This window comes from Dyadobacter sp. UC 10, assembly GCF_008369915.1.
Classification (GTDB): domain Bacteria; phylum Bacteroidota; class Bacteroidia; order Cytophagales; family Spirosomataceae; genus Dyadobacter.
This window is the reverse complement of the sequence record NZ_VSRN01000001.1, coordinates 5,927,607-5,952,270: the sequence shown is the minus strand read 5'-3', so window position 1 is coordinate 5,952,270 and position 24,664 is coordinate 5,927,607. Positions and strand designations below refer to the sequence as shown.

Genomic DNA, 24,664 nt, shown 5'->3' with positions numbered 1-24,664 from the left:
TAAATTGTTAAAAGAGAACGCCCGTAAGGGACGGCAAAGGTAATAAGATTTTCCTTCAAAGGATTTTCCGGCTAGCTCATCGACGGATTTAAAGACTCCACCGATTTCTTCTGCAACGAATAAGCCAGCGCTGCTTTCACGAAATTCACGAAAAGCGGATGCGGGTTCATTACTGTACTTTTAAGTTCAGGGTGAAATTGTACACCGATGTAGAATGGGTGACTCGGCAGCTCTACCATTTCAACGAGGTCGTTCTCCGGATTAATACCAGTAGCAAGCAAGCCTTTACCTTCGAAATCTTTCAGGTATTTGTTGTTGAATTCGTAGCGGTGACGGTGACGCTCGCTGATATTGGTTTTACCGTAAATGCGCGAAGCAAGCGTATCCTTTTTAATGCGACAGGCATACGCGCCCAAACGCATCGTGCCTCCTTTATTGGAAACATCCTTCTGGTCTTCCATCAAATGGATCACAGGGTGGTCGGTCGTATTGTCCATCTCCACAGAATGCGCATTCTGCCAGCCGATCACGTTGCGGGCGTATTCGATTACAGCCATTTGCATACCCAGACAGATACCGAAAAACGGAATATTGTTTTCCCGGACAAACTGGATCGCCGCGATTTTACCCTCAATGCCTCTCTCGCCAAAACCCGGAGCAACCAGAACACCATCCAGGCCTTCCAGCCTCTCTTCCACGTTATCGGCACTAAGACTTTCGGAATGGATCCATTCGATATTGACTTTACATTCATTAGTTGCGCCGGCGTGAATGAAAGATTCCACAATCGACTTGTACGCGTCGTGTAGCTCTACATATTTACCTACCAACCCTATTCTAACCGAATCGACCGGATTTTTTAGTCTTGACAAAAATGTTTTCCATGAATCCAGATCCAAATCCTTATCGTTGTAAATATCCAGCATATACAATGCACGCTGATCGAGACGCTCTTTAAGCATAAGCAGCGGCACCGCATAAATCGTATCCGCATCCATTGCTTCGATCACTGAATTCACCTGCACGTTACAGAAAAGCGCAATTTTCTTACGAAGATCATAAGGAAGCGGATGCTCGCTGCGACAAACAAGAATGTCTGGCTGGATACCAGCCTCCTGCAACATTCTTACGGAATGCTGGGTCGGCTTCGTTTTCAGCTCGCCGGCGGAGTTCAGATAAGGGATCAAAGTAAGATGGATCACCAGCGTATCGTGTTCGTTCATTTCGAACTTCACCTGACGCACGGCTTCCAGAAAGGGAAGCGACTCAATGTCCCCCACACAGCCACCGATTTCAGTGATTACGATATCGTAATCGCCTGTTTGGCCGAGCAACAGCATATTGCGTTTGAGCTCATCGGTAATGTGCGGTACCACCTGAACAGTCTTACCAAGAAAATCCCCACGACGCTCGGCCGTGATGACATTATGGTAAATACGCCCGGTCGTGACATTGTTGGCCTGAGAAGTCCGAACGTTCAGGAAACGCTCATAATGCCCGAGATCGAGGTCTGTTTCGGCTCCATCGTCCGTTACGTAACACTCGCCGTGCTCGTAGGGATTCATGGTTCCGGGATCAATATTGAGATAAGGATCGAACTTTTGGATCGTGACTGAGAGCCCGCGGGCCTGCAGCAACTTTGCTAATGAAGAGGCAATTATTCCTTTGCCTAAAGAAGATGTTACACCGCCCGTAACGAAAATGTACTTCGCGGTCTTTTGCGCTTTAGCAGCCATAAGACGTTGCTGTTTTTCTATGATTACGGGATACAAAGATACACGATTATTGAAAGAATCTTAGCGGCTCTCCTGAATTAGTTACCGCGCCGAGACTAACCATTTGTCTGTCTGATGAGTTACGAAATATAAATATTTTACTTTGACATATCCATAACAGCGCGGGAACGCCATTTTATTTATAATTTTTTCAAAAGTCACTTTAAAATGTCTGTTTATAAACTAAATTGAAAAATGTAAGGATGAACATAATCGTACATTTCCTTGATTTCTTCTTAAACCTTTTTCCTATTCTCAAATGAAAAAAATACTACTGTTCGCTGCGCTACTATACGCAGGCTCGTCCGCGTGCGCCCAAAACGCAAATGATAACAAAGCACCATTAAATGTCATCGTATTTGGCGCCCACCCCGACGATTGTGACCTGGGGGCAGGTGGCATTGCCTCCATCTATTCATCAATGGGGCACAAAGTAAAATTCGTTTCACTCACAAATGGCGACGCCGGCCACCAGGACATCGGTGGAGGGGAACTTGCGAAGCGGCGGCTGGCGGAAACAAAGGAAGTTGCGAAACGCCTGGGCATTTCCTACGACGTATTGGACAACCACGATGGTGAGTTAATGCCAACGCTCGAGAATCGCCTGGCCGTGATCAGAAAAATCCGCGAATGGAACGCTGACCTTGTAATAGCGCCGCGTACAAACGATTATCATCCCGATCACCGCAACACGGGCGTAGTAGTACAAGACGCGGCTTACTTAGTAATTGTACCAAATATCCTTAGCAGTGTGCCTCCATTGACCAAAAACCCGGTTTTCCTCTACTTCCGGGATCGATTTCAACGGCCTAATCCATTTCGCCCGGATATCGCTATTGACATCACAAATGTTCTTGCTAAAAAAGTAGATGGGCTGGATGCACACGTTTCCCAATTCTATGAGTGGCTCCCGTGGACAAATCAGGATCTTGCTAATGTCCCCAAAGATGTCGTGGAAAGGAAAAAGTGGCTGTTTACTTCCATGGAAAAGCGCTCCGCAGTGAATCCTGAAATCAAAGTCTCGCTGGAAAAATGGTACGGGGCCGAGAAGGCAAAGGATATTAAATTTGTGGAGGTTTTTGAAATTTGTGAGTATGGTAAGCAGCCGGATGCCAGTGAAATCAAACGTCTGTTTCCAATGCTGCCGAGATAGGAAAAACCAATATTTCCACAAGAAGAAAAGCCCGTTTCGAGAAAATCAAAATTGCATGATTTCTCGAAACGGGATTTTCATTTTATACTCCTAAACCAGGAAAAGTACAAACTTCACTATGATAGCCTATCCTTGAAACTTTCGTATCCAAAGCTGCGGATCAATTTAAAATCTCCATTCATGTCGCAAATACCAATGGAAGGTAAATTAACACCGTTAAATGTAGTAGTCTTCACCATCGTATAATGGATCATGTCTTCAAATATGACTTTATCCCCAATCTTCAACGGAACATCGAATGAATAATCACCCATGAAATCGCCTGCGAGACAGGTCATTCCACCCATTCTGTAAGTCGGCTTGCCTGTCACCGGCTCCTGGTAAGCGCCGGTGATCACGGGTTTGTAGGGCATCTCCAGGGTATCAGGCATGTGTGCTGCGAAAGAAGTATCAAGGATCGCAACGTCAATTCCCTGACTATCCATTACGTCCAAAACGGTTGTCACCAAAACTCCTGTCCGCCAGGCAATGGCAGAGCCTGGTTCCAGGATCACATCCAGATTATATTTCTCTCTAATATTGCTAACTAATTTTATTAGCTTCGAGATATCGTACCCTTCTCTGGTCATCAGATGCCCTCCTCCCATGTTCAGCCACTTTGCCTGATGAAGCAGACCTCCAAATTTCTCCTCCAATGCTGCCAATGTACGTTCCAGTGTATCTGACCCGTTTTCGCATAAGGTGTGAAAATGAATTCCATCGATTCCCTCAGGTAAGGTATCCGGCAATTTGTCTCGGGTTACGCCCAGGCGCGAGCCAGGTACGCACGGATTGTACATTTCGGTAGCAACTTCCGAATATTGCGGGTTCACCCGGATCCCGCAGGAAAGCAGGTGACCCGGATTTACAGACTTAAACTCCTCAACCCTCTCCCGGAAACGCTCCCATTGACTTAAGGAATTGAAGGTAATGTGACTGCTGCGTTCCAGTATCTCTGAAAATTCGCTGTCCAGGTAGGCCGGCATATAGGTATGCGCCTGCACGCCCATGAAATCGTTGATCAGCTTAACTTCATTCAAAGAACTAGCCGTAGCACCGCTGAGGTATTCCTTTACGATCGGAAACGCGCTGTACATCGAAAACCCTTTCAGTGCAAGAATGATCTTACAGCCCGCCTCTTGCTGTACAGAGTCGATCAGTTCCAGGTTTTTCCGCAGCAATGCTTCTTCCAGCACGAAGCACGGCGAAGGTACTTTTTGATAATCTATTGACATTTTTATAAATGAATGAGGTATCGAGAATCGGTAGAATGTAATGTTTACATAATTTTGTACGCAAAATAACAGGTTTGAGTTTCCGGTACCGCAATCAATTCGATATTAAGCACTCCTTTATACTATGTCTTTCCTCGTACTCGATATCGAAATGACTGGCCCTGAGCCTGGCTGGAATGAGATCATTCAGATCGGCGCAGAATTTTTTGATGATAACTGGAACCCTCGCGGTACTTACCTGCAAAATGTCTATCCCGAAAATGAGGAGGCTTTTTCGGTGAAATCAGAAGAAGTGCACGGGCTATCCCTCGCTGATCTGGAAGACGCGCCCATGATTTACGACGTCCTGCCGGAGTTTGAAAAGTGGATCAAGAAAATGAATACCGGCAAGCCCGGATTGTCCAACGTGATCATATGCGGTCAAAGCGTGATCAATGATATCAACTTCCTGAGGTTTGCTTACAGGAATGAAAAGATGAAGTGGTCGTTCTCTAACAAAATGCTGGACCTTCACACGGTATCCTACCTGTTTTTTCAAATCATGGAAAAAAGTGGAAAAACGGTACCGCGTTCGCTGAGCCTGGGTTCGGTGGCGTCATATTTTGGTTTTGAGCGGGAAGAAGAGACACACAACGCATTGGAAGATGCAAGGCTTACAGCCAAATGTTTCAGGGAATTTTTCAAACTCATTGACCGGGTGAAGTTTATATGATCGATTACAATCCCAAAGAGTGGTTTCGCTATATCTTCTATTTCCAAAAAGCTGATACTGTCCGCAAATTGACGCCGCTGATTTTGACGATCGGTGTGTATTCCGCGCTCGTCGCATATCTTCTTCTCATTCATTTCAAGCTCGCGGAAAACAATGATCTGAAGAACATTTCACTCATGCATTCCCTGCTCGGTTTTGTGATTTCGATGCTGCTTGTGTTCAGGACCAATACCGCCTACGACCGCTGGTGGGAAGGAAGGAAACAATGGGGCAGCCTGATGAACAACAGCCGCAACCTCGCATTGAAAATCAACGCATTACTGGACAAGGATCTAATAGAAGAGCGGGTATTTTTTGAAAAAATGATTCCCAACTATGCATTCGCTCTCAAAAACCACCTTAGAAATAAGTTTAATCCGGATGAATTCGAAAACACGACCTTCCTTAATAAAGCCGACCTCAAAAGTGGCGAGCACGTTCCTAACCAGATTGCGGCTGCTATGTTCACAAAAGTGATCGGGTTACAGAAATCGGGTTTTCTATTGCCGGAGCACACGATTTTGCTTAATTCGCAACTGGAATCTTTTACAGACATTTGCGGTGCGTGTGAACGTATCAGGAACACTCCTATTCCACTGTCATACAGCTCATTTATCAAGAAGTTCATTTTTACCTATTGCCTTACCCTGCCAATAGGATATGTTTTTAGCCTGCATTTTCTGGTAATCCCTTTCGTCATGTTCGTTTTTTACATTTTAGCCAGCCTTGAAGTCATTGCGGAGGAAATAGAGGATCCGTTTGGAGAGGACAGTAATGATCTTCCGATCGAAAGAATTTGCAATGGTGTCAAAACTTCCGCAAAGTCGCTGCTCGCGTGAAGCAATTCCACACCTGTGAGCCTGATTTATTAGAAGATTATTAGAGAGTCATTAGAATTTCAATTTTCTATAAAAATTTACTATTCTACTTTTTAAACCTGATTTTTTAAATTTTGATAATTTGTCGGATGCTTGACATTCAGGAAAAACCTACATTCTGGCATTTTACAAATTTGAATCAAAATCAGGCCAATTTTCTCACATATTTTTTAAAAAACAGCATTTTTAGAGAGAATTAGAAGATTTTACAATCATCATGAAAGGGCATTATATTGTAACTACCTCATAAAAATGAGGTCTGTTTGTTACTTTTAATGAATTGTAAAATGAAAAATATAAAAATTATAGTCGCCGCTCTGGCCGCGACTGCCATATTCACTTTCCAAACCACTGCGCAGTCTATTGTTGATCCGGGCGTTTCAGTCCATAATTACAAACATCCGAACAAGGCGGCGCAAGCCAAGGCCAGACAGAAGAAAGTCGAGGTCGCCACTATTAATACTGTGGAGAGAAGCGGCAGATTTCAGCGCGGCAAGTATATGAGCACTACACCTAAGTATGCGCCAAGACCTGCAACACTAGTAGTAGAGCGGGATTACAAAGTCGAAGGTATTGAAATCAATCCGCTATTGTCGCCCCGTAATTACAAGACGCCAAATATCAACCTGGAAAACAGAAGCGATAAGGGCCAGATAGCCGACTACATCGACAAAAATGATTCAGTATATCCGACGACGGATTAGCCGCAAGAATCCTGACCCGGACTACCGGTCTTTCGGGGCCGGCAATTACGTTAAGCGCTATTTCTAAATCCTGCAAAAAAGCCAGCGATATAAACGCTGGCTTTTTTGTGATCATGCAGTAAGTGAAAGCGGATCAATGCAAGCCCGAAATGTCAAGCCAAGGTATCCAAACGATCGAGTGCATTATTATAGTCTCTTCTCATTTAAGACGATGCGCAACTTAAACCCTGCCAGGTCTGTCTTAACCTCCTGGCAGCGCCCATCTTTGTAGGAGTATATACCCTGCTTCCCATCAGGAAGCGTCACACCGTATTTCCCGTCGGAAAGCCTTTTCACGCTGCACATTTTACCATAACGTTCGGAATACACCTCGTTAATGTTAACAGGTTCTTTATAATAAAGGCCTGTAATCGTACTGTTGATTGGTGAATTAAACTCCATTTTGGGCTTATCTTCCGCATCCTCCCCTGAAAACAATATCTCGTAAAGCGACTTATTACTGCTTTTGGTAAGCGTCTTTTCTTTGAGGTCACCATTCACGTGATGGGAACATGTAGCCGAAACCAGCTTTCCCTGCACATAATTTGTTTGCGTGGCATATGTGCCTTTGTAGAACATAACTTTAAAGTCGGATTCGATCCTGTGAGTTTCCACGTCGTCTTTTCCCTTATTATCAAATACTTTTAAAGACCCGATTGTTCGCCCCGCTACGATCACATCATATAGATTCTGCGCCTTCGCAGGCAGGCCGGACAGGAACAATATGCCCAAAACAGTAATACCCAAAACTTTCATCCTCTTGTCGTTTAGACCTGAAATAGCACGCAATTCATATATAACTGTACAAAATTTGTTCCTATTGCCTGCCGATGAATTTATTGGATTACTAGACGCTCAGAAAGAGCTGACATTTGTAACAATTTAAGGTAAAACGTTGTAATCTGGAAACCTTGGCTCTCAAAGACTTAGCAAACGGATCAGAAGAAGCCGAATTTCAGAGTCAGATTGTATGAGATATTACTGAGGTCTTTATCGCTCAGACCATTCCCTTTGGCATTAAAAGTTTGCCTGTAAGATATCCCGGGGCTGAACCGCATCCATTTTAACAGGTTAAATTCAACCTGCACACCTGGTTCCAGGACCGGAAAGAAGTTTGCATTTTCGTCATCATCGTGCTCATCCCAATCGTCGAAATCCCAGTCGTCAAATTCGCGGCGATCGTATTGGAGCGTAAATCCGGAACCCGCGAGCAGGTTTACATTGAAATGTACTTTTCTGGTAGAGGCGACTACATACTCGGTCATCAAGCCAAATTGCCCGTACATATAGGTCATTTTGTTGGCAGGAAAACCTTGATTAACGAGCGGAACAGGAATGTAATTGGTGGTCGCCGCACCAGCGACTCCTAGCATGAGCTTTCGGTTGATGAACCAGCCACCGTAGATTTCGGACATGTTTGCAAAATTGCCGTTAATACGCGTGAACTTGTTAGACAATGCAGCATACCCTCCCGACCTGCGGATGCCCGAGTTTGTGAAAATCGTTTCGTTATCCTGCGCCAGCGCCAGATCCGAGGCCACAACTGAAAGAATAAATGTAAATAGTAAGAGTCCCTTTTTCATAATTGCTTGATGTTTTCTTACCAGACAATCCAAAAAAACGCCCCCCCTATTCAACATTAAAATTTCCTTTAAAACTATTTACTTATTGAAAAATCCAGGTACTGAATAAGCGCGGGATTTTCAGGTGAAAGTGTGAAATACACCTCAATATTTCCCTGCTTTCCATTTAGCAGGAAAGTACCCCTAAGCTGATTTTCAGCTATGATTTCAGAAGTTCCTGTAATGGTGCCCGTTTTGGCAAGCAGCTCGTCCAATTGCTTTTTCCGGTGGGATACTGAGCGGTCGGGGAAAAAGTTTTCGGCAAAAATTCCGCTTTGCTCTGCATTCTTCCAGTCCGGCAGAAGTTTGGCGATTTGCTCTTTACGCTGTTTCAAAATCGCTGAGACAGGCAATGGAAGCGGTTTGAGGCCGGCACGGGAGATAATCGTATCCAGTACAGCGGTATTAATCGCCGACATTCCGGCGTAAGTCCGATTCGCATATGCAATGATCCCGATCCCGTATTGGGGTAATATTTGCCATTGGCTGCCAAACCCCGGTAAGCCGCCTGTGTGCCCCACTCCTGTCCTGCCTTCGCAATCCCGGCTCCACCGCAGCCCGTAGCCATAGCCGGACGTTATGGCGCAAGCCCGGCCGCCGGGATATTTGAAGTTCGCATTCAAGCCGCTGAAATTCCAAGGCATCTGCATTTCACGCACGTCGCTACGGGATACCGGCCCCTTTTCAGGCCCAGAGCTAGCCGGCCAGGCCGACAAATGAAATGCAACATATTTGCTGAAATCTTCAATAGAAGTGATTAGTCCGCCCATCGCACCGTAAGCCCCGTCATGCAAAAGCTCTTCTTCTTTCCAAACATCGTCTTCGTAGCGGTAGCCGTGGGCGAGCAGGTGTTTCGGTGATTTGGTGTATTCCCAAATCGTATTGTTCATTCCGAGTGGCTTAAAAATCTGCTCATCGATGTATTGCTGGTACGGCTTCCCCGACACAACACTTATTATCCTGCCAAGCAAAGCAAATCCCAGGTTGCTGTATTCGTAACCGATACCGGGTGCATTTGAAAAAGAAATGCCCTGATTGATTAACGCGATCAGGTCTTCGTCCTTATCGTTCAGCTGGCGGTCGCCCCAGGGGTTGTCCTCCGGAAATCCAGCCGCGTGCGTGAGCAGGTGCCTGATCGTGATCGGTGGTGAATCGCTGGTCGCCGCCGGCATATCTTTTAGTTCGGGGATGTACAGGTAGGCAGGGTCATCCAGTTTCAGTTTACCCTCTTTACGCAAAGCCAGTATTCCCATGGCTGTGAGGCTCTTTGACATGGAAGCAATGCGAAACATGGATTTGGCAGTCGCTTTTGTAGAAGTAGCGATCTCCGAAAAGCCTTGCCCGCCTGACATTACCAACTCACCGTCCACGACCAGGCCGAACGCCAAACCTGGAAAATGGTTCTTTTCAGCATATTCAGCATACATTTTTTCGACCACCGGCAGCACAGCCCTGATCTTGGCAACGCGTTCTGACTGCGCCTGCACATCAAAGGCTATCGAAAAAAAGATCATTAGTGTAGTAGAGATTAGTCCTTTCATTGACTTGCCCGGTATTAAGTGAATGGTCAATTTAAGCAATCAGCGGTGCATTTCGATATGTACCGATCCATTTTCCTCAGGCTATATTCCAACAAAACTACTCCCAGCGACTAAATCTTTCTTTTGTACAATACTTACTTTTTAATATTACTTAAAAAGTTTCATTGCCGTGAATCTAAATCATCGCATATACGTTAATTTTGCAACGATTAGAAAGATTCAGTCTAACAGCAGTACAATTTTTAAAAAATTCGGAAAAACAGAATTACTTAAAATAATTATATAGTAACCTTTAATTGACGCCACAAAGGCCCACACTCCAAACATTAAATAAGAAGTCATGAATTATTCAATTTTCGCCCCCTCCGATTCTCGAAAATATATGCGCCTTGCGGTCGCAGCCTTTTTCTTTGTACAGGGGCTCAGCTTTGCAGCCTGGGCAAGCCGCATACCCGATATCAAAAATGTGCTTCACCTCACGGAAGGTGGCCTGGGCACCGTCTTACTGGCATTACCGATTGGCTTAATGGCTAGCCTGCCGATCTCGGGCTGGATGGTTACCCACTATGGAAGCCGCAAAATGGTACTGATCGGAGCAGTTTTATATGCAACTACACTTGTATTCATCGGATTCGTGAGCCGCACAGAGCAACTGGTTATCGCCTTGTTTGCGTTTGGACTGTGGGGTAACCTTACGAACATTGCTATCAATACCCAGGCTGTCGCAGTAGAACAACTTTGGGGAAAGTCAATTATGGCTTCTTTTCACGGACTGTGGAGCCTCGCGGGCTTCGTAAGTGCGATGATCGGCTCGCTCTTCATTTCGGTTAAAATTCCTCCTCATATCCATTTCAGCTTCATAGCAATTGCCGCATTTGCAATCATTTTTATGGCATACAAACATACGATGCCGGATAGTGACAAAAACGAAGGCGAGGCGCAGCCCCTTTTTGTGAAACCAGACCGCGACCTCCTTACGCTGGGCTTAATCGGATTTTGCGCGATGGTCTGCGAAGGAGCTATGTTTGACTGGAGTGGCGTTTACTTTCAGGAGGCCGTTCACGTACCAGCGTCGATGACTACACTTGGTTATGTGGCTTTTATGGGAACGATGACCGGTGGCCGTTTTGCAGGAGACTGGCTTGCAAACAGATTGGGTAGAAGGAAGATGTTGCAGATCAGTGGTATGCTGATGGGTATAGGCCTGGCAATTTCGGTACTGTTCCCCTATCTGGTACCTGCCACACTTGGTTTTTTAATGGTCGGCTTCGGCGTTTCGTCGGTTGTTCCGCTTGTTTATAGCGCGGCGGGGAAATCTACCACGATGTCGGCCGGAATGGCGCTCGCTGCGGTTTCGTCTATCAGTTTCATTGGCTTTCTGATCGGCCCTCCCTTGATCGGAATAGTAGCTCAATTCGCCGACCTCCGCTGGTCTTTCGCGATTGTAGGTGTACTCGCTTCCATGACAGCTTATCTGTCTACGAAAGCCAAACTGATCAGTTAAGATCCATTGGTATAAAATTTTCAGTGAGGGATATCGGCAACGGTATCCCTTTTTTACTTCTTAATACTCAAAAATGAAGATCAAAATTCTGTTTTTCGTTATCGCTCTGGCTACATTCTCCCAGGCCGTCCATGCACAAAAAGACACTTTGCGAAGCCTTGACATGAACCTGGAAAATTATCAATACCCTTTCCCGGTATCATTCATCGAATTTGAATCACAGGCTGAAAAGATCAGCATGGCCTATATGGTTGTACAGCCCGAAAAAGGTAACGGAAAGAGCATCATGCTGCTGCATGGGAAAAATTTTAACGGCGCATACTGGGAGCAAACAGCCAAAGCATTGGCTGATCAAGGATACCAGGTTATTATCCCGGATCAGATCGGGTTTGGCAAATCAACAAAACCACTCCATTTTCAGTATTCTTTTCAGGAGCTGGCTGCTGCCACAAAACGGATACTTGACAAGCTTAACGTGAACAAAACGATTGTCCTGGGTCACTCGATGGGCGGAATGGTCGCAACCAGGTTTACATTAATGTACCCGGAAACCGTTGAAAAGCTGGTCCTGGAAAATCCGATCGGACTGGAAGATTACAAGGTGAAAGTACCGTACCAATCAGTTGACAAATGGTATATGAGCGAGTTGAAAAACGATTTTACCAGCATTAAAAGCTACCAGCTCAACAGTTACTACGATGGCAAATGGAAGGATAATTACACCAAATGGGTTAACCTGCTCGCGGGCTGGACATTGAACAAAGATTATCCCCGGGTAGCCTGGAATTCCGCCTTAACGTATGATATGATCTATTCGCAGCCTGTTTGCTACGAATTTAATCAGATCAAAGTACCCACGCTACTGATCATTGGTCAACGCGATCGCAGTGCGGTGGGAAAAAACCTGGCACCCGAGGATGTACGAAAAACGCTGGGAAACTATCCCGCTCTCGGCCGGCAGACCAAAGCATTAATCCCTAATAGTGAGCTCGTTGAACTGGACAAAATTGGTCATTTGCCGCATATCGAAGATTTCGACAGATTTATTGCACCACTGCTCAGATTCGCCGGAAAACCCTGAGAACCTACTTAAATCACCCCAAAAACTGCCTTACGTAATTACGGCTGGTCAGAATCGCGCTTTGAACGTCCTGAATGCTGCCTTCATACGCTTTATCTTCTACTTCAATCACAACCGGGCCGCGATAGCGAACGTCAGTGAGGGCAGCGAAAAATGCGCTCCAATTTACATCGCCCAATCCGGGCAATTTAGGGGAATGGTATTCCAGCGGATTCGCCATAATGCCCACTCTATCTAATTTATTTTTGTAAACTTTTGCATCTTTCAAATGCACGTGATGAAGTCTTGATTTATAATTGTAAATAGGATAGGTTTCATCCATCATTTGCCAGATCATATGCGAGGGATCGTAGTTTAATCCCAAGATCGGACTAGGGATGATTTCAAACATCCTGTCCCACACGGCCGGGCTGATTGCCAGGTTTTTGCCGCCCGGCCATTCGTCGTCGGTGAAGAACATCGGGCAGTTCTCGATTGCGATTTTGACATTATTTTCTTCGGCAACCTGTACTATCCCGGGCCAGACATCCGCAAACCGGGCCAGATTGTCTTTAATACTTTTTGCCGGATCGCGACCTATGAAAGTGGTTACAACCGGTATCCCGAGTTTCGCCGCCCCTCTTATCACTTCTTTAATGTGCTCAATGAAATATTCAGAGCGATTAGGGTCCGGATCGAGCGGGTTGGGATAGTAACCGAGGGCAGATATAAAAATATTGGCCTCCCTTAATGCATGCCTGATCTCTGATACCCTTGCGGAGGTAAGGTTCAACACATCAATATGGGTTACACCTGCGTACCTCCGGCTATCTGTGTTATCTGAGGGCCAGCACATCATTTCCACACATGAGAATCCATGATTTGACGCAAATTGGACAACATGCTCGAATCCGAAGTCCGCTAAAATCGCACTATTAAAACCTAATTGAAGCATAATACCGAGTTTTTGAAGTAAACTTCAGTAAAAAAGCAGCCCCATTCAAGATTTACATCAGAATCCCATCCAAATTTTCCGCGGCTTTATCAATTCAGGGCACCATTGGTAACTTTACACTCACCTGAAATCCTTTAAATTTCACTAATATTGATCTGATAAAACCAATGAATCCTAACGCTTTATACACTTATGGCAGACTCTGAACCGGGTATTGGAAAGAAGATACTCAGCTTTTTTATCAAAGAGAGCGACGAACCAGCCAAAGCTGCTGCCGTTGCGCCACCGGTCGGCTTCCAACCGCAGCCAAATGCAGCTCCGACAGTCGCGAATGTGGCAGGTACGATGCAAATTGACAGAAAATTCGTCGAGCATTTCGTAGACCTTCTGGAAAAGGCGAATCTCCCCGGGCCCGACTATTTCGAGTATAAACAAGCCTTGAAAAGTACGGAGGGTCTCGGGCTTGGCGAGGAGAAGCAATTTCAGGCAGCCTGGGCCAGCTTTAAAGCAATGGGAGGACCTAAGGATACGACCATTCTCAAATCATCCGCCGATCAGTACCTTGGCATTTTAGACAAAGACCGAACGTCTTTTCTGAAAGATGTCGAGAAGGCCATTAAAGAACGCGTCGGGGCCTTGCAGGATGAGCAAAAGAAACTGGAAGACTCGAATACAGCCATTTCCCAGCAAATAGCTGATCTGCAAAAGAAAATTGAGAACAACAAAAACCGCCTCGGACAAATCTCAGGCGAAGTTACCGAGCAAAGCGCAAGGATCAATGCAAACAAAGATAGTTTCGAGTTAACATATCTAAGTTTTGTTGAACAAATCAAATCAGACTTGAATAAAATAAACCAGTATCTTAAATAACCTGACTTATAAACGATGGCAACACCAGATTTCACTCAGATAGGCGGATCGCAGGAAGATGTTTCCAAGCGGTCGTACTGGAGCAAGCCGGAAGGCGTCACGTCGCTCCTATTCCTCGGCGGACTTGGTTTCGCTGCGTTATATTACTGGAACAAAATTGCCGGTTTTTTGATCGAGGTGACTCAGAACACACTTTATCTCGGCTTTTTGATGGCTGTGCTGGCGCTGGTTATATTCCTTTTTACAAGTAGGGACGTCAGGACTGCGGTATTTTTTCTTTTCAAAACATTAATGCGCAAGATCACCGGCCTGATTGTCAAGCTCGATCCGATCGCCATTATGAAAATTTACATTGATGACCTGAAAGAAAAGAGAGAGAAGATGCAGGGCCAGATCAATACATTAGCCGGTCAACTGGTAAAACTGAACAAAAACATCAACCAGAACAACGAGCAGATCAAACAGAAATTTGCTGAGGCTAACAAAGCGAGTACTATGCTCGACAGGCCGGGGATGAAGGAAACAGCATCTTTGGCTACCATTGAAGGCGCGGGCTTACAGGAAATGAACGAAAAACTCTTTCCCTTGCAGCGCAACATGAAAACTGTGCTGGAGTTTATGGAAAAGGTCAACAAAAGTGCAGACTATATTATTAAAGAAACCGAGATCAAAGTCAAACTCAAAGAGGCTGAATACAGAATTGTAAAGGAGAGTTCCAATGCACTGCGCACCGCAATCAGCATTTTCAAAGGTAATCCAGACAAAAAGTTCTATTTCGACGAATCGATGGAGTATATCCAGGATGATATGAGCCAGAAACTGGGAGAAATGAAACGCGCCATGGACTTGTCGCTTGATTTTATCAACGGCGTCGATGTGCAGAACGGACTACTTTCTGACAAGGGACAGGCAATGCTCGAAGCTTACAATTCAGGCCAGTTCAAATTTATCCAGCTCGACAGCCCGACAGCTACTGGCAGGCCGGCGGGTAGCGGACAACTTGAAGCACCCAAGGACTCCAGCTATAAAGGACTTTTAGACTGAAATTAATTTAGTTCGCATTTTTAACATTGTTCAATTTACCCCAAATCACGATGAAAAGACTAACTGTTGCAGGCCGATTGATTATCACGGCCCTTATAATTGGAGCATTATTCGCAGGTTACAAATACTTTGGAGGGGAGAAAGCGCTGAACCAAATGGCCGAAGACAGAGCCCGAAACCCTGAAACGGAGGCAACGACGGCGAACGGAGAGGAAACTGCTCCTTCCGAAAATACGCCGCAGAACTCCGAAGCTACCACATCCGATAACACAGCATTCACTTACACCCCACCAGCCCCGATAGACGGAAAGCTGAAAGGCGTTGTTGAGCTTGGCGCAAGTGGATTCAACTCATTTATCATCAAGGTTGACGACCAAAAGCGCTGGGCGCTCGAAAAATCAGAGTTCGGAAATAGTTTGGTGACCGAGAATATGGCCACTGATGAAGATATCCGAATTGGTTTGAAAAAATACATTGGCGGAATGCTGGATTTCGGTGTCGGAAGCAAGGATATTCACTTTGTGGTGAGTTCCGGGGCTGCGAAGGCAGATGTTACCCAGAAAATTACAAGGGTCCTGAAATCTATCGGATATGTTGTAAATCAGGTTACCGCGGAGCAGGAAGGCCAGCTGGCCCTGAAATCAGTACTTCCTGCTGAATACGCGGATAAGGCCTTCGTGGTCGATATTGGCTCTGGTAATACCAAAATCTCCTGGATGGAGGGCAGCAAAGTGTCAGCAGTAGAATCATATGGCGCCAAGTACTATCAGGAAGGCTCTGACGACTCTAAGGTGTACGAAGAAGTTTCTTCCAAGGTAAAACAAATACCGGCCGACAAACGCAAAACCTGTTTCATCATCGGAGGCGTGCCTTTTGAGATGGCGAAAGAAGTGCGCAAAGGAAAAGAACGTTACACAACCCTGAGCGAGCCGCTGGCCTATTCTAAATTAACCAATGCCAAATCCAAAGCCGGCGTAAATATCTACAAAGCAGTGAAGGATGCAACCGGCTGCGACCAGTTCGTCTTCGACTGGGATGCTAATTTCACGATCGGGTTTCTTTTGACGCTGTAATTTTTTAAAAAGGGAGGAATGAGGAAAGGGAGGACGGAGGAAGGGACGAAGGAGGAAGGGGAAAAAAAAGGTTTGGGGATAAGAAATTAGTTACAAATGTGAAATACACAAAAGTCAATTCCCGCATTCCATCCTCCCTTCCTCCATCCTACCTTCCTCCCTCCTCCCTCTTCCTTAGAATCGCATGGAGCAAACTGTTCTAAACTTAGGTTCGTATATTCAAATCTCCGTCGGTGACGAACAAAAGCTTGAAGCACGTGAGTTGGTTGAATTTTCGCTGCGCCACCATCAAGTTGCAAACGTCTGGGACGGAAAGCCAGGCTCCTTATCGAGTACCAGGATGCTCCGCTTCACAGGTACACTGGGGGAAATCGTTTTCGCTGACTGCTACCACCTACCCCGGCCAACCCGGTCTTTCGGCGCAACGGGCGGACAAGACTGGGGGCAGGACTTCCTGATCAAATCAGAAGATCAGGATTTCTCTGTTGATATCAAATCGATGAAACGCAAGTCAGGTGTGCTTTCCGGAAGTTACGTCCTGAATATCCCTGCCTCACAGCTTCACAAAACCGGGTCGAAGACAACGCATTACTTTTGCATATCCTTTCATCAATCAGAAACTGAGGGGACGATCGCCTCTTTGCTTGGGTTTATCGATAAAACGGCACTTGAAACCGGCGAGCTGGGCCATTTTCATCGTGCAGGTACCAAGCGGATCAGATTCGACGGCAGCACGTTTATTTTCAACGAAGGAACCTACGAAATTGAATTTTGCGACATCCGCCCCCCGGTGCTGACGGATTACCTCAGAAAGCAGAAAGGCTTTCGCATTTGCCAGCTGAATTAACTATTTTAGCGGCACTTCCGGCTGCATTCAACTCGGCACACCCGGGATTACCACTCCGAATGGCATCACAAACACGCTCTTATGAAAGGAAGAAACTGCTCGGGCAGATCTACACGCCGCTTCATATAGTTGAAAAGATCCTGCGCCTTTGCGACTTTTATGATACTGATCTTTCTGGCAAAAAAATCCTGGACCCAGCTTGCGGCGACGGGCGTTTTCTGATCCCCATCGTAGCATATATCATTGAAATTACACCCGTGGAGCTAATTCCGACGCGGCTCGAACAGGTTCACGGCTGGGATATCGACCCGCAGGCTCTCGCGAAATGCAGGGAAAATCTCAATAAGCTTATCAGACCGCTGGGCATATCTGTGACCTGGAACCTGCGGCATTGCGACGCACTGTCCCAGCGCAATACCAGGAAGCGATTTGACCTGATCGTCGGCAACCCACCTTACATCAGGATCCAGCATTTACCGGAAAAACAGCGCCAATACATCAGGAGTGAATATCAATTTTGCCGCTCCGGGTCTACCGACGCCTATGTTGCCTTTTTCGAACTGGCCAGCATTTTATTGACCAAAAACGGTACTTGCGGCTTTATAACGCCTAATTCGTTCTTCATATCAGAAACTGGAAAGCCTCTCCGCTCCTACTTTGAGCTTCATCAAAACCTCAGGCACATGACCAATTTTGGCAAAATACCAGTATTTGAAAATGCCTCGACTTATTCAGCGATAACCGTTTTTGGTAATATTAAGATGCCTCAATTTACCTTTGAACAATGCCTGGAAAAGGATTTTACCTATCAATCCAAGAGTATCCGCTTTGCGGAACTGAATAGTCCCTGGAAGCTCTCCATACTTCCCACTGAGCAGGTGAGTGGAATGCGGCTGGGAGATATTTGCAGAATCTCCGTGGGTATTACCACGCTTGCCGACCGGTATTATCTCTTCACTATTCTCGAAGAAAATGACGGAATTTGTTTTGCGAAAAATAAAAACGGTGACTGCGTATACCTGGAACGCGAGCTACTGAAACCGGTCGTAAAGGGCTCCAAGCTCAAAACCTCAACCGATCCTGTCACCGAATATATTCTTTTCCCATACCAAAAGAATGAGTCAGGTAAACATCAGATAATCCCTCAAAAAACGCTGGAATCGTCATTCCCTAAAACTTTTTCATATTTTATTAAAGTAAAACCGGCACTCGATCGTCGTGATAATGGAAAGCCCAATGCCGTGGCGTGGTATGCTTTCGGGAGATCGCAGGGATTGGACAGTTCTTTTGGAAAAAAAATTATCTTTTCACCAATGAACCGGGAGCCCAATTTTGTGCTGTATGAAAACCCGGAAGTTTCCGTTTATTCAGGCTATTTCATCAAGTATGAAGGTAATCCCGCTGCGCTTCTGGCACAGCTCAATTCAAAGCGCATGGAAGATTTTATAGCAGTGGCCGGGCGTGATTTTCAAGGTGGCTATAAAGGTTACAACAAAAAAGTGATTGAGAATTTTATTGTAACCAGTCTCGTCGATTTTGATGAACACCCTGTCGCCGCCGGTATGATTAGCTGAACGCAGGCAATGCTGCAAATTGAGGCCGCAAATCTTAAAATAAACGAACGTTCATTTATATTTACAGCCATGAAAATGACTAAAAATTGAGGACACGGGATATTAATAAAGAGGCGCTGATCAGGCAGAAGGCGATTGAAATGATTGTAAATCATGGTTTCGACGGTTTGAGCATGCATAAGCTTGCAAAAGCGGCCGGTGTCTCCGTTGCGACGATCTACATTTATTTCAGGGATCGGGAAGATCTGATTCAGCAGCTTTACACCGAAGAAAACCATAAAATGGCAGATGCGACTTTAAAGGACTTCGATCCGGATGCACATTTTGATGAAGGTTTGAAAGTTCAGTGGCTGAACAGGATCAAATATTGCCTTGAAAATCCGTTCAGTCACACATTTGTAGAACAGCTCCGCCATTCGCCTCTGGTAGACCGTTCTACCGTCGAAACACGGTTTGTAAGCGTTATGACCAGATTTGTTCAGAAAGCGATCGAGCGTCAGGAAATTGTGCCGCTTCCGGTCGAAATTTACTGGTCTGTTGCTTTTGCTCCGCTCTATCAACTGGTTAAGTTTCATATTTCCAAAAGCAGCATGCCCGGCAGGCCCCCTTTCATTTTTGATGATGATAAAATAAATCAGACACTCGGGTTGGTTCTTAAGGCTCTGAAACCCTAGACTTGCAAGTGCTTGAAAATCAATTCCGTTCAACACAACAGCTATGAATGAAGATAACTTTACAGAAGAATTTGTCCTCGTTTTCAGGACTAACATCAACAGCAAAAGGCACGTGAAATCGATTTCCCGCTTGCTCGACGGACAAACCGGAATTCTAAAATGGAATATTGATTTGTCGGATATTGACAACGTCCTGCGTGTGGAAGTCAGCAAACCCGATTGTGCGCCCGTCATTGCACTCGTGCAGCAGGCCGGTTACGCGTGCGAAGAATTAACAGACTAAACCAACATTTATGTCAGAACAACAAAAAGGCACTTTCACAGGGTACGAAAAATTCATTATTGCACTGCTGGCGATCCTCCAGTTTACGGTAGTCCTGGACTTCATGGTACTATCTCCGCTCGGCTATATATTGCTGGAAAAACTTTCGATCAGCACCAGTCAGTTCGGTCTGGTTGTTTCCGCGTATGCATTCAGCGCGGGTGCGGCAGGATTACTCACAGCGGGTTTTGCCGACAAGTTTGACCGGAAAAAGCTTCTTATGTTCTTCTACACCGGTTTTGTAGTCGGCACTTTCCTCTGCGGCATCGCGCCCACTTATCATTTTCTGTTAATGGCACGCATTATCACCGGCCTTTTTGGCGGTGTAATAGGTTCGATAGGTTTCGCAATTATCACCGACCTTTTCCCGATCCACGTTCGCGGCAGGGTTATGGGTTTTGTTCAAATGGCCTTTGCGAGCAGCCAGGTACTCGGTATCCCGATCGGACTATACCTGGCCAAAGAATTCAGCTGGCATGCACCATTTCTGATGATCGTTGGGTTGAGCGTAATCGTCGGAATTCTGATTGTCGCATATATGAGACCTATTAATGCGCACTTGAAATTGCAATCGCAGGGGAATGCGTTTCAGCATTTGGGGCGGACAATCTCTAAGCCGCAGTATCTTCAGGGCTTCGCTGCTACCACTATGCTGGCGACGGGCGGGTTCATGTTAATGCCTTTCGGCACTGCTTTTGGTGTAAATAACCTCGGCATTCAGGAAGCGCAACTGCCGACTTTGTATATGGTGACCGGGATCTGTATGCTTGCATTCAGCCCACTCATCGGCAAGCTTAGCGACAAGGTAGGCAAGTACCAGATATTTCTTTGGGGCTCTGCAATTGCTTGTGTGATGACGCTTATTTATTGCAATCTGAGCGTAACCCCGCTTTGGATTATTATTATTTTGAACATTTTCCTTTTCGTCGGAATTACCGCCCGAATGATATCGGCTTCCGCATTGATGAGTGCCGTTCCGGAGCCACACGACCGTGGCGCATTCATGGGTGTCAACTCTTCGGTGCAGCAAATATCCGGCGGTATTGCCTCATTGATCGCAGGCTATATCGTGTCCGAAACTGCTACGGGTTACATTGAAAATTATCCGATGCTGGGAAATGTAGTAGTGTTCGCCATATTAGTTACAGGTTTACTGATGTACCGTATTCACAAATACGTTATGCGTAAAGCAGTATCGCCAATTGTGCCTGATACTGTGATTTGACTCGATGACCAGTAAGCTGTTCGGTCAGGTATCCAAATTCGTTCATTTAATTAGCCCGCTATAAAAATCAGCGGGCTTTTTTATTTTTAATTTTCGCTACCTAAATCATTCTTTACCAATTTCTTACAAAGAAATTCATCTTCACTACAAAAATAAAATCTTTTTATACTTATTATTCTTTTAGAAAGATTTATACATTTACAACGACAAAAACTTTTGAAGCTTTTTATTTAGAAGGAATAGTAGTAAAAATATTTTCCGTTTATTTACACATCAGACTTGGAATAAACGACTAACTTTTTATACTAATAATACTTTTAAATGAAAATCATCAGTATTGTCAACAACAAAGGTGGCGTAGGAAAGACTACGTCCGCTCAGAGCATTGCTGCCGGTCTCAGCAAATTTGCAAATGCAAGGGTGCTGGTTATTGACCTCGATGCACAAGCCAGTTTAACGAAAAGCTTCGGAATTGCACATGCAGGTTTGAAGAAAGACAGTGGCTCGTTCATCACCGGTGAATATGAATTTGACGAGATTGTGAAGCGTGTTGGGGATATTGATGTACTGCCAGGATCGGCCGAGATGATACACAGGGAGGATACGATCAGATCGGCTCCTGTGTTTCCCTTCAACCTGAAAATTGCATTGGAAAAAGTAAAGGATCTTTACGATTTCGTGATCATCGACTGCCCGCCCGCTCTGTATGGAAATACCAGACTGGCGCTTGTCTCGTGTCACCAATATTATGTGCCGCTGCAGGCTGAGTTTTTAAGTTATGAAGGTTTGAGAAATTTCCTGGTTTACTCAGCAGAGATCAAGAAAATTAGTCCGAGCACAAACCTGGGCGGCGTATTTGCAACACGCTATAACCCTAAGATCAGGAAAAAGATCAGTCACGAGCTGATCAATGCAACCAGGGACCAACTTGGTGATGTATTTATGGATTCGTACATTCGCGATAACATCGCACTGTCGGAAGCGCAGGCAAACGGCACAACTATATTCGATTACGCGCCCGCCAGCAACGGAGCGGAAGACTATTACAAGCTAACTAAAGAAATACTGGAACGAATTAATAACTGACACTTATGGCAAAAGAGAGGAAATTTGATTTTGCGCCACTTCCATTGGTAACCGATGTTCAGGAAGAGCCAAACAAACCCAACGAGGTGATAGAGGGAGCGCCAACCAAAGTAACCTTCGACTGTGATTACATTTTAATGGAAAACATGAAGGATTATGGATATTGGGAAGGGCTTACCCAAAAAGATATCATCCTTGAATCTTTAAAGCTGTATTTCGAGGATAAAGAAATCCGACCCCGCCCAGACAAGATCCGAAACCGGACGAAAGTGGGCAGAAAGCCTAAATCTCTGACAGATTAAAACGAAAGTCTCCTTTAAGGAGGCTTTTTTTGTTTCCGGAGATACCTACTCTATGATAACCTTGCCCGAGAACTCCTTTTCTGCATTCGTTATTTTGTAAATGTAAATTCCGGAAGCGGCGTTGATTCTCACTTCAGTCTCTCTGCTGAAAGTCTTTGTGGCGATTATTTGTCCAGCTGCATTGGTTAGTACCAGCTCCGAATTGCCATTAAAACCGGTCTCAATTTTTATATAGTCCCTTGCAGGATTAGGCGATACCCTTACCCACGAATTTGCAGGATCTTCAACCGCAAGTATCGGTTCTACGACGACGTTTGTTGACGCAGTATCACTGCATCCAAACTGGTTGCTTGCCTTGACCGTATAAGTCCCCTTGTGAGTTACCTGCGCTTCTGGAATGGATACGGTTTGGGTAGTGGCTGTAAAATCTCGGGGGCCGCTCCATTCGTAAGTAGCTCCACCTTCCGCGCGCAAGTCGATCGTCGCGCCTTGAAAATACGGACCGGTATTGGTAGCAAAAGCCAAAGGAGAAGGCGCCACGTTAATTGTCAACCCTGCCGATTGCCCCGTACTCTGGCAGGTTGCGGTAAATTTTGAAGTTTGGAGTGCGGAAATGACGACGGTATCACCCGAGGCGCCGGTTGACCAGCTAACAGCACCATCGCAACCTGTCGCCCTCAGTGTCACCAGTGCGTTTTCGCATACAGAATCTGCGCTTGCTTCGACTGAGAACCTTGCCGGGAGATTCGTTTCTAGCCGCCATTCAACGGTCCGTACACGCGATGCCCGGACCAGATCTGACCGGCTCAGCGAAGTTGAGTCGACTATCACTGCCGTAATCTTATCACCGGTTGCCAGCCCGACAGGCCCCATGGTGACCTCATTTGTGCCGGAAGCAATCACTTTTCCGTTCAACTTCCAATCAATGCTGAGGCTGTTTGGGTTGGGTTCCAACAGTTGCACACTGAATTTAGTCGGTTTATCCAAAAAAAATGCTTCCACAGTATCCGGCGCGACCTGTTCAATCGGATTGACAACATTCAGGATCCGCTCCGTAGTAGCCTCCCGGCATACTACACAGAATTGCTGATCCAGATACTCCATTAAACAGGTTCCATTCGCCGGCTTGTGCCAATTTGCAGCTTCTCCGTCACTGCCATGCCTGTAAACACCAATGCCCTCCGCATCGAGCCAATTTTTCCATCTCACATTCCCAGGATCAGAAATTGCGGTCATATTAGCCGCCTCCCTACCAAATTGCGGGCCTGCCCAATATTCGTCACTCAGCGAAGCGAAGGTATGTCCTATTTCATGTACGCCGATCAGGTTGGCACTTTCATTTAAAGTGTGGACGGCGACAGAACCACCGGAACCCCCATAGTAGGTGGTATTCACCAGCACTACAATCAGGTCATAATCAGGGAGATTGGCCGCAAGTACATTGTAAGCGACCCCATAATCAATTGTGACAAGCCGGTGAATTGCCGATCCGAATGAGGCACTGTAAAACGTTTTCTTCATTCCTACCGGTTGCTGAGGGTAAGCGTCGGGTGCGTTTCCCGGGTTGCTGACGCCACTTTCTTCCGAAGGCGTTGAAATCGCAAAGAAATTGAAATAAGACCGATACCGGTTGTACGGCGCGTAACCGAGAAAGAAATCAGCAAATTTTTTCGCTTCCTTCCTGAATTCCGGCAGCTCTGCTTCTGTGAAACCATCACCCAGGATAACTATATTGATCCTGTTGATAAGAGGACCCGTTTTGTAAAGTGTGTCTACGGAAAAATTTTGGGCAAATGCCTGAGCTGCAAATATGGAAAGACATAGTGTGGTAAAGTTTTTTTTCATCGCTTCAATTTTAGGGTGTAAATTTTGACTTCTCCTCTTTCCGGAGTAACACTGTAAATGTCCAGTTTTTCGATATTCCTGTCGGCCTGCATGCGCATGGTGAATGTCCCTTCCTTTGTATACATCTTCCTCCGCTTGATTACGCCGGATGGATCAGGAACTTCTACTTCCTGAAACAGCGGATGCTGATAAACCAATGGCAGTTCCATCGCACTGACGCTGTACCGCGGTACGATCCGAATTTGATAGGGAGATTCTACCGGTCGTCTCAGATTTTTAATTCTCCCTTTTCCAGCTATGGCACTTACCAGGCCTATTTCTTCCTGACTACCCTTTTTCGAAAAACCCACCCTGAACTCGAGAAATAATATTTGATCTGCTGCGGCAGCATCAAAGAACGTAACATCATTTAGATCAAGGGCAGATTGCCGGGGCGTACAGCTCGACAGATGCATGAGTACAAAATAATAGATAGTGTATATGGGTAATCGAAAAGACATACAACTGGTCGAATAGGGCATTGGTAAATTTAAATCTTTAAGCGGC

General features: G+C 45.6%; 24 protein-coding genes. 16 read left to right on the top strand and 8 right to left on the bottom strand.

Annotation, left to right across the window (positions count from 1 at the left end):
* Positions 1-71: 71 nt before the first annotated feature.
* A complete protein-coding gene (locus FXO21_RS24725) occupies positions 72-1,736 on the bottom strand; it encodes a CTP synthase (protein WP_149642593.1) in 1,665 nt (554 codons plus the stop codon).
* A gap of 298 nt (positions 1,737-2,034) precedes the next feature.
* Between FXO21_RS24725 and FXO21_RS24720 the strand changes: the two genes are divergently transcribed.
* Positions 2,035-2,928, top strand: a complete 894-nt coding sequence (locus FXO21_RS24720; protein WP_149642592.1) for a PIG-L deacetylase family protein — start codon at positions 2,035-2,037, stop codon at positions 2,926-2,928.
* A gap of 116 nt (positions 2,929-3,044) precedes the next feature.
* Here FXO21_RS24720 and nspC read toward each other — a convergent pair whose 3' ends face one another.
* Entirely contained in the window at positions 3,045-4,202 is a 1,158-nt protein-coding gene (nspC, locus tag FXO21_RS24715; protein WP_149642591.1) for a carboxynorspermidine decarboxylase, read from the bottom strand.
* Positions 4,203-4,326: 124 nt separating this feature from the next.
* Here nspC and FXO21_RS24710 point away from each other — a divergent pair, with 124 nt between their 5' ends.
* The 3 genes from FXO21_RS24710 (at position 4,327) to FXO21_RS24700 (ending at position 6,535) form a co-directional block, all read left to right on the top strand.
* The gene (locus FXO21_RS24710; RefSeq protein ID WP_149642590.1) at positions 4,327-4,914 is read left to right on the top strand and encodes a 3'-5' exonuclease; all 588 of its coding nucleotides are present in this window, start codon (positions 4,327-4,329) and stop codon (positions 4,912-4,914) included.
* Positions 4,911-5,792, top strand: a complete 882-nt coding sequence (locus FXO21_RS24705) for a bestrophin family protein (RefSeq protein ID WP_149642589.1) — start codon at positions 4,911-4,913, stop codon at positions 5,790-5,792. The genes FXO21_RS24710 and FXO21_RS24705 overlap by 4 nt, the downstream gene beginning before the upstream one ends.
* A 326-nt stretch (positions 5,793-6,118) precedes the next feature.
* Complete coding sequence (locus FXO21_RS24700; RefSeq protein WP_149642588.1) at positions 6,119-6,535, top strand: hypothetical protein; 417 nt, start codon at positions 6,119-6,121, stop codon at positions 6,533-6,535.
* Between the two features lie 186 nt (positions 6,536-6,721).
* Here FXO21_RS24700 and FXO21_RS24695 read toward each other — a convergent pair whose 3' ends face one another.
* From FXO21_RS24695 to FXO21_RS24685, 3 genes are all read right to left on the bottom strand, one after another.
* Positions 6,722-7,330 (bottom strand): DUF6134 family protein, encoded by a 609-nt coding sequence (locus FXO21_RS24695; protein WP_149642587.1) that lies wholly within the window; start codon positions 7,328-7,330, stop codon positions 6,722-6,724.
* Positions 7,331-7,512: 182 nt separating this feature from the next.
* Positions 7,513-8,157, bottom strand: a complete 645-nt coding sequence (locus FXO21_RS24690) for a hypothetical protein (protein ID WP_149642586.1) — start codon at positions 8,155-8,157, stop codon at positions 7,513-7,515.
* A gap of 74 nt (positions 8,158-8,231) precedes the next feature.
* Positions 8,232-9,710 carry a serine hydrolase domain-containing protein gene (locus tag FXO21_RS24685; protein ID WP_225865923.1) on the bottom strand — a complete coding sequence of 493 codons (1,479 nt, stop codon included), beginning with the start codon at positions 9,708-9,710 and terminating at the stop codon, positions 8,232-8,234.
* 367 nt (positions 9,711-10,077) lie between these two features.
* Here FXO21_RS24685 and FXO21_RS24680 point away from each other — a divergent pair, with 367 nt between their 5' ends.
* Both FXO21_RS24680 and FXO21_RS24675 read left to right on the top strand, forming a co-directional pair.
* Positions 10,078-11,241, top strand: a complete 1,164-nt coding sequence (locus FXO21_RS24680) for an MFS transporter (RefSeq protein WP_149642584.1) — start codon at positions 10,078-10,080, stop codon at positions 11,239-11,241.
* Between the two features lie 73 nt (positions 11,242-11,314).
* Complete coding sequence (locus tag FXO21_RS24675) at positions 11,315-12,322, top strand: alpha/beta fold hydrolase (RefSeq protein ID WP_149642583.1); 1,008 nt, start codon at positions 11,315-11,317, stop codon at positions 12,320-12,322.
* A 13-nt stretch (positions 12,323-12,335) separates the two neighbouring features.
* Here FXO21_RS24675 and FXO21_RS24670 read toward each other — a convergent pair whose 3' ends face one another.
* Positions 12,336-13,256 carry a sugar phosphate isomerase/epimerase family protein gene (locus tag FXO21_RS24670; RefSeq protein WP_149642582.1) on the bottom strand — a complete coding sequence of 307 codons (921 nt, stop codon included), beginning with the start codon at positions 13,254-13,256 and terminating at the stop codon, positions 12,336-12,338.
* A 192-nt stretch (positions 13,257-13,448) separates the two neighbouring features.
* Here FXO21_RS24670 and FXO21_RS24665 point away from each other — a divergent pair, with 192 nt between their 5' ends.
* From FXO21_RS24665 to FXO21_RS24620, 10 genes are all read left to right on the top strand, one after another.
* The gene (locus tag FXO21_RS24665) at positions 13,449-14,126 is read left to right on the top strand and encodes a hypothetical protein (protein WP_149642581.1); all 678 of its coding nucleotides are present in this window, start codon (positions 13,449-13,451) and stop codon (positions 14,124-14,126) included.
* A gap of 15 nt (positions 14,127-14,141) precedes the next feature.
* Positions 14,142-15,170 carry a hypothetical protein gene (locus FXO21_RS24660; protein WP_149642580.1) on the top strand — a complete coding sequence of 343 codons (1,029 nt, stop codon included), beginning with the start codon at positions 14,142-14,144 and terminating at the stop codon, positions 15,168-15,170.
* Positions 15,171-15,220: 50 nt separating this feature from the next.
* Complete coding sequence (locus tag FXO21_RS24655; protein WP_149642579.1) at positions 15,221-16,243, top strand: acetate and sugar kinases/Hsc70/actin family protein; 1,023 nt, start codon at positions 15,221-15,223, stop codon at positions 16,241-16,243.
* Positions 16,244-16,427: 184 nt separating this feature from the next.
* Positions 16,428-17,090, top strand: coding sequence for a hypothetical protein (locus tag FXO21_RS24650; RefSeq protein ID WP_149642578.1), 663 nt, complete (start codon positions 16,428-16,430; stop codon positions 17,088-17,090).
* 59 nt (positions 17,091-17,149) lie between these two features.
* Positions 17,150-18,664 (top strand): Eco57I restriction-modification methylase domain-containing protein, encoded by a 1,515-nt coding sequence (locus FXO21_RS24645; RefSeq protein WP_149642577.1) that lies wholly within the window; start codon positions 17,150-17,152, stop codon positions 18,662-18,664.
* A gap of 86 nt (positions 18,665-18,750) precedes the next feature.
* Positions 18,751-19,338 (top strand): TetR/AcrR family transcriptional regulator, encoded by a 588-nt coding sequence (locus tag FXO21_RS24640; RefSeq protein ID WP_225865849.1) that lies wholly within the window; start codon positions 18,751-18,753, stop codon positions 19,336-19,338.
* Positions 19,339-19,381: 43 nt separating this feature from the next.
* A complete protein-coding gene (locus FXO21_RS24635) occupies positions 19,382-19,621 on the top strand; it encodes a hypothetical protein (RefSeq protein WP_149642576.1) in 240 nt (79 codons plus the stop codon).
* Between the two features lie 10 nt (positions 19,622-19,631).
* On the top strand, positions 19,632-20,885 hold the full coding sequence (locus FXO21_RS24630) for an MFS transporter (RefSeq protein WP_149642575.1): 1,254 nt from the start codon (positions 19,632-19,634) through the stop codon (positions 20,883-20,885).
* A gap of 321 nt (positions 20,886-21,206) precedes the next feature.
* Positions 21,207-21,971 (top strand): ParA family protein, encoded by a 765-nt coding sequence (locus FXO21_RS24625; protein WP_149642574.1) that lies wholly within the window; start codon positions 21,207-21,209, stop codon positions 21,969-21,971.
* A gap of 5 nt (positions 21,972-21,976) precedes the next feature.
* Complete coding sequence (locus FXO21_RS24620) at positions 21,977-22,273, top strand: hypothetical protein (RefSeq protein WP_149642573.1); 297 nt, start codon at positions 21,977-21,979, stop codon at positions 22,271-22,273.
* Between the two features lie 45 nt (positions 22,274-22,318).
* Here FXO21_RS24620 and FXO21_RS24615 read toward each other — a convergent pair whose 3' ends face one another.
* Entirely contained in the window at positions 22,319-24,118 is a 1,800-nt protein-coding gene (locus tag FXO21_RS24615) for a M64 family metallopeptidase (RefSeq protein WP_149642572.1), read from the bottom strand.
* On the bottom strand, positions 24,115-24,618 hold the full coding sequence (locus FXO21_RS24610) for a hypothetical protein (protein ID WP_149642571.1): 504 nt from the start codon (positions 24,616-24,618) through the stop codon (positions 24,115-24,117). Before FXO21_RS24610 ends, FXO21_RS24615 begins: the two co-directional genes overlap by 4 nt.
* Between the last annotated feature and the right edge of the window lie 46 nt (positions 24,619-24,664).

Bases quoted from the DNA above. Each gene is read 5' to 3' on its own strand.
- FXO21_RS24725 (WP_149642593.1), bottom strand. From the start codon at position 1,736: ATGGCTGCTAAAGCGCAAAAGACCGCGAAGTACATTTTCGTTACGGGC.
- FXO21_RS24720 (WP_149642592.1), top strand. From the start codon at position 2,035: ATGAAAAAAATACTACTGTTCGCTGCGCTACTATACGCAGGCTCGTCC.
- nspC (WP_149642591.1), bottom strand. From the start codon at position 4,202: ATGTCAATAGATTATCAAAAAGTACCTTCGCCGTGCTTCGTGCTGGAA.
- FXO21_RS24710 (WP_149642590.1), top strand. From the start codon at position 4,327: ATGTCTTTCCTCGTACTCGATATCGAAATGACTGGCCCTGAGCCTGGC.
- FXO21_RS24705 (WP_149642589.1), top strand. From the start codon at position 4,911: ATGATCGATTACAATCCCAAAGAGTGGTTTCGCTATATCTTCTATTTC.
- FXO21_RS24700 (WP_149642588.1), top strand. From the start codon at position 6,119: ATGAAAAATATAAAAATTATAGTCGCCGCTCTGGCCGCGACTGCCATA.
- FXO21_RS24695 (WP_149642587.1), bottom strand. From the start codon at position 7,330: ATGAAAGTTTTGGGTATTACTGTTTTGGGCATATTGTTCCTGTCCGGC.
- FXO21_RS24690 (WP_149642586.1), bottom strand. From the start codon at position 8,157: ATGAAAAAGGGACTCTTACTATTTACATTTATTCTTTCAGTTGTGGCC.
- FXO21_RS24685 (WP_225865923.1), bottom strand. From the start codon at position 9,710: ATGATCTTTTTTTCGATAGCCTTTGATGTGCAGGCGCAGTCAGAACGC.
- FXO21_RS24680 (WP_149642584.1), top strand. From the start codon at position 10,078: ATGAATTATTCAATTTTCGCCCCCTCCGATTCTCGAAAATATATGCGC.
- FXO21_RS24675 (WP_149642583.1), top strand. From the start codon at position 11,315: ATGAAGATCAAAATTCTGTTTTTCGTTATCGCTCTGGCTACATTCTCC.
- FXO21_RS24670 (WP_149642582.1), bottom strand. From the start codon at position 13,256: ATGCTTCAATTAGGTTTTAATAGTGCGATTTTAGCGGACTTCGGATTC.
- FXO21_RS24665 (WP_149642581.1), top strand. From the start codon at position 13,449: ATGGCAGACTCTGAACCGGGTATTGGAAAGAAGATACTCAGCTTTTTT.
- FXO21_RS24660 (WP_149642580.1), top strand. From the start codon at position 14,142: ATGGCAACACCAGATTTCACTCAGATAGGCGGATCGCAGGAAGATGTT.
- FXO21_RS24655 (WP_149642579.1), top strand. From the start codon at position 15,221: ATGAAAAGACTAACTGTTGCAGGCCGATTGATTATCACGGCCCTTATA.
- FXO21_RS24650 (WP_149642578.1), top strand. From the start codon at position 16,428: ATGGAGCAAACTGTTCTAAACTTAGGTTCGTATATTCAAATCTCCGTC.
- FXO21_RS24645 (WP_149642577.1), top strand. From the start codon at position 17,150: ATGGCATCACAAACACGCTCTTATGAAAGGAAGAAACTGCTCGGGCAG.
- FXO21_RS24635 (WP_149642576.1), top strand. From the start codon at position 19,382: ATGAATGAAGATAACTTTACAGAAGAATTTGTCCTCGTTTTCAGGACT.
- FXO21_RS24630 (WP_149642575.1), top strand. From the start codon at position 19,632: ATGTCAGAACAACAAAAAGGCACTTTCACAGGGTACGAAAAATTCATT.
- FXO21_RS24625 (WP_149642574.1), top strand. From the start codon at position 21,207: ATGAAAATCATCAGTATTGTCAACAACAAAGGTGGCGTAGGAAAGACT.
- FXO21_RS24620 (WP_149642573.1), top strand. From the start codon at position 21,977: ATGGCAAAAGAGAGGAAATTTGATTTTGCGCCACTTCCATTGGTAACC.
- FXO21_RS24615 (WP_149642572.1), bottom strand. From the start codon at position 24,118: ATGAAAAAAAACTTTACCACACTATGTCTTTCCATATTTGCAGCTCAG.
- FXO21_RS24610 (WP_149642571.1), bottom strand. From the start codon at position 24,618: ATGTCTTTTCGATTACCCATATACACTATCTATTATTTTGTACTCATG.